Origin of the sequence: Sphingobium sp. PNB (assembly GCF_019873065.1) — a bacterium.
Lineage (GTDB): Bacteria > Pseudomonadota > Alphaproteobacteria > Sphingomonadales > Sphingomonadaceae > Sphingobium > Sphingobium fuliginis.
This window is the reverse complement of the sequence record NZ_JAINEZ010000170.1, coordinates 1-3,875: the sequence shown is the minus strand read 5'-3', so window position 1 is coordinate 3,875 and position 3,875 is coordinate 1. Positions and strand designations below refer to the sequence as shown.

Annotated in this window: 2 protein-coding genes; both read left to right on the top strand. The window is 57.4% G+C overall.

Going from position 1 to position 3,875, the window contains the following annotated elements; genetic code table 11:
• Positions 1-215 precede the first annotated feature (215 nt).
• Positions 216-3,230 carry a TonB-dependent receptor domain-containing protein gene (locus tag K7W03_RS26805; RefSeq protein WP_222887970.1) on the top strand — a complete coding sequence of 1,005 codons (3,015 nt, stop codon included), beginning with the start codon at positions 216-218 and terminating at the stop codon, positions 3,228-3,230.
• Between the two features lie 70 nt (positions 3,231-3,300).
• A complete protein-coding gene (locus K7W03_RS26800; protein ID WP_222887972.1) occupies positions 3,301-3,564 on the top strand; it encodes a hypothetical protein in 264 nt (87 codons plus the stop codon).
• Positions 3,565-3,875: the final 311 nt, after the last annotated feature.

The following is a 3,875-nucleotide window of genomic DNA, read 5'->3' as shown; positions in this document are numbered from 1 at the left end:
CGCCTGCAAAGCATAGGCCGGATCGAACGCTCGTCGAATATCCATAAGATTTTAGAGTGCTACGCCCACCCGCGCACAGGTCTCCATAAAACGACTGAGCAGAGTGCCCCGCAGTGCGTGTGAAGAGGGCTTGCTGTCGGGCTCCTTTCGCTCTCTTCACGCGTCAAAAAAGCGCGCGGGGCAATCCGCGAACCTCCAGAGCAAGGGACTGGATAGTGAAGACCATAACCAAGATTGGGCTGCGCGGTGGCGCGGCTCTCCAGGTGCTGACTCTTGTCAGCGCCGGCCTTACGACTTTCTCCGCACCCGCATTCGCGCAAGCGTCGCAAGCTTCCTCGGACGAACCGTCTAGTGACACGATCGTCGTTACCGGTTCCATTATTCGCCGCACTGACGCCGAAACACCCTCGCCAGTGACCCGGGTCACAACTGAGGAACTGGACCGCCGTGGCATCAACACCGTGCAGGACGGCATTCAGAAACTGGCCTCCAATAACGGCCCCGCCCTTACCAACGGCTTCACTGCCAACGGCGCTTTCGCTGGCGGTGCATCCGCTGTCTCGCTGCGTGGTCTGTCAACCAACTCGACGCTCGTGCTGTTCGACGGCCTGCGCGCTGCTTATTACCCGCTGGCGGACGACGGTTCGCGTAATTTCGTCGACCTCAACACCATTCAGGACGATATCGTTGAAAATGTCGAAGTCCTGAAGGACGGCGCTTCCTCCAGCTACGGCGCGGATGCCATTGCCGGCGTGGTTAACATTATCACCAAGCGTGAATTCAAGGGCATTGCCGGTCGGGTCGAGGCAGGTGTTGCCGAAAATGGCGCTGGGGGCAGTCAACGCCTGTCGCTGATGGCCGGCACCGGCGATCTGGATGACAATGGTTTCAACGCTTATATCAGCGGCTTCTACTATCATTCGGAAGCGGTTTATAATCGTCAGCTTGATGCACCCTTTAATTCTTCCGATCAGCGCGGCATCGGCGGCCATAACGGCCAGGCCTATGGTCTGGACGCGAACGGCGTTCTGGAAAATAATGGCACGCTGACAGCGCAGGGCGATGGTAATTACAATCTAGGCAACCTGTATGTTCGCCCAGCAGACGCTCTCACCAACACCGCAATTGCGGGCAGCCGCTATCAGTTGCTGGCCGGCCGTTGCATCAACGGTACGCCCTATGCCCCGACGGCTGCAGACCGCGCACCCAGCAACAACGCCAATATTCCAAACCTCGTCTGCAACGAGGACGGCGTGAACAAATATGGTGTCGTCGCTCCCGAAATTCAGCGTTTCGGCGGTTCCGCACGCATCACAGCTCGCGTTGGCGATACGTCGGAAGCATATCTGTCTGTCAATTTCCAGCAGTCCACCGTCAGCTATACCGGTGGTCCGCCGACGATCCGCGGAAATGCGCCGACCGGCATTTTTTATCCGCAGTTCTCGACGTCGAGCAATGCCGCCGTGCGCGCGCCTGGCTCGTTCGTGCTGTCGCTGCCCGTCTATGTCTGCGCTCGTTCTACCGTTGGCCCGTGCACCGCGACCAACGGCACGCTGAATCCAAACAATCCGTTTGCTACGGCCGGCCAGAATGCGCTGATCATCGGCGGCCTTCCCACGACGATCACGTCCAAGGAAACCCGCAGCCGCGTCTATCGCGCTGCTGCTGGCATTCAGGGCACGATATTCGACGATGTCGACTACAAGGTCGATTTTACGGCGATGCACACCGATCTGCGCCGCAAGATGGATGGCTATGTCTATATCCAGCACCTGCTGGATGTGATCAAGGACGGGTCGTATAACTTCGTCAATCCGGCCGCGAACAGCCAAGACGTTCAGGATTATCTGACGCCAACGAACATCTCGAATGCCTCGTCGGACCTGTATCAGGGCCAGTTCACCATGTCGAAGGCGATCGCAGATTTGCCGGGCGGTCCGCTGCAGGTCGCGATCGGCGGATCGATCTATCATGAAGCCGTCGACGCTCCCAGCGCCAACTCGGACATCAATGGTCCCACCATGCGTTATTTCACTCTCAACGCATTTGGTACCAAGGGTAGCCGCACCGTTTCGTCGGCCTTCGGTGAAATCGTCGCTCCTGTCATCGACCAAGTCGAACTGGAAGCGTCGGGTCGTTATGACCACTATAGCTCGGGTCAAAGCGCCTTCTCGCCCAAATTTGGCATCAAGGTGAAGCCGGTTCGTCAGTTGCTGCTGCGCGGCACCTATTCGAAGGGCTTCCGTATCCCGTCCTTCGGTGAAGCCAATGCTTTGCCGACCACCGGTTATGTGTCGCAGGTTGCCGCCAACATCCCGGCGGCTTTCCGCGCTCAATATGGTGCGGCTTGTGCCACTACACCGGCATCCTGCCCGACCTATCTGACCAACTACTCTATCGGTCAGACGACGCTGGCTTCGCCCAATCTCAACCCAGAGAAGTCGCGCAGCTTCACGGCCGGCGCGGTGTTCGAGCCGATCCGCAACCTGTCATTCACCGTTGACTATTACAACATCAAGAAGACTGGGGCGATCACCTCCCCGTCGACGGCGCCTGCTATCGCAGCTTATTACGCCGGCCAGCCGATCCCGGCCGGCTTCAACGTCATCGCCGACGCGCCGGACGTTAACAATCCGACGGCCACTCCGCGTATAGCCTTCGTTGAATCGACGCTGATCAACTCCGACACCATCAAGTCGGAAGGTATCGACTTCGGCGCGAACTTCACTCACGATTTTGGCGGTGTGAAGTGGTCGAGCAATCTGGAAGCTTCCATGCTGATCAATCTCAGCACGACCTTCCCCGACGGCACGACCGAAAAATATGTCGGTACCCTGGGTAACTTCAACCTGACGGCTGGTTCGGGCACGTTCAAGTGGCATGGCTATTGGTCGAATACGCTGGACTTCGGCAAGCTGGCTTTGACTGGCACCGTCAACTACACGTCGGGCTATGACCTGTCGGCGATGGATCAGGGGAATGAGTATAAGGATTGCGGTCTGTCGCCTGGCTACGGCGACTGTCATGTGTCCAAGTACATCACCTTCGACCTGAACACGAACTTCAAGGTCACGGATAAGGTGAACTTCTATGTGAACGTCATCAATCTGTTCGACAACCTGCCGGACATCGACCCGGTCACCTATGGTGCGTTCCTGTACAACTCGGTTCAGGCGGGCGAAGGCGTGTATGGCCGGATTTTCCGGGCCGGCGCGCGCTTCAAGTTCTGATCGGACGAAATGCAAACAGAAGAGGCGGTCTCTTGTCGAGGCCGCCTTTTTCGTAAAGGAGGAATTTTCGATGAAGCTGTTTCCCATCATTCTGATCTGCGGGTCTGTGCTGGCTCCGCCGACTTTCGCAGCCGATGCACCGTCTGGTCAGGCGATGTCAGCGGGGAGCGCCGCGGAAAAGAAAATCTGCCGCCGGGAAACGGTAACAGGGTCGTTCATGCCCAAGCGCACTTGCCATACGCGAGCGGAGTGGGAAGCGATCGAACAGAATGCGAATGCGGAAAAGGACCGAGCAGGCACACGCTCATTGTCGGGGAATTGGCGTTCGAACTAAACGCGGCACGAAAAAGCTGCGTGATTGGGATGTTCACCATTCACCTTATATCCACGGCTGTGTTGATCGCGATCAACAGCATCTTCCAATGGACAAAGCCCTCCTGAGCCTAGCGGCTTCTTCTCCTCCTTTGCAGCCGCCCCGAGGACGGGCTTGCGGCTGTTGCATTTCAGCGACATAGCGGCGAGCAAAATTATCGCAGATTAGTTCCGTAGCTTTACTTTTGTTAACCCGCCTTATTCACCAAAAGTGTCCTGAAGGGTTGGCGGGAGTGGCGTAAGCCTCTGATCTGAATTAGGAACTGGGTGTCT

What these genes read in the sequence shown, in the direction of transcription:
- K7W03_RS26800 (WP_222887972.1), top strand. Translation starts at nt 3,301, where the DNA reads ATGAAGCTGTTTCCCATCATTCTGATCTGCGGGTCTGTGCTGGCTCCG.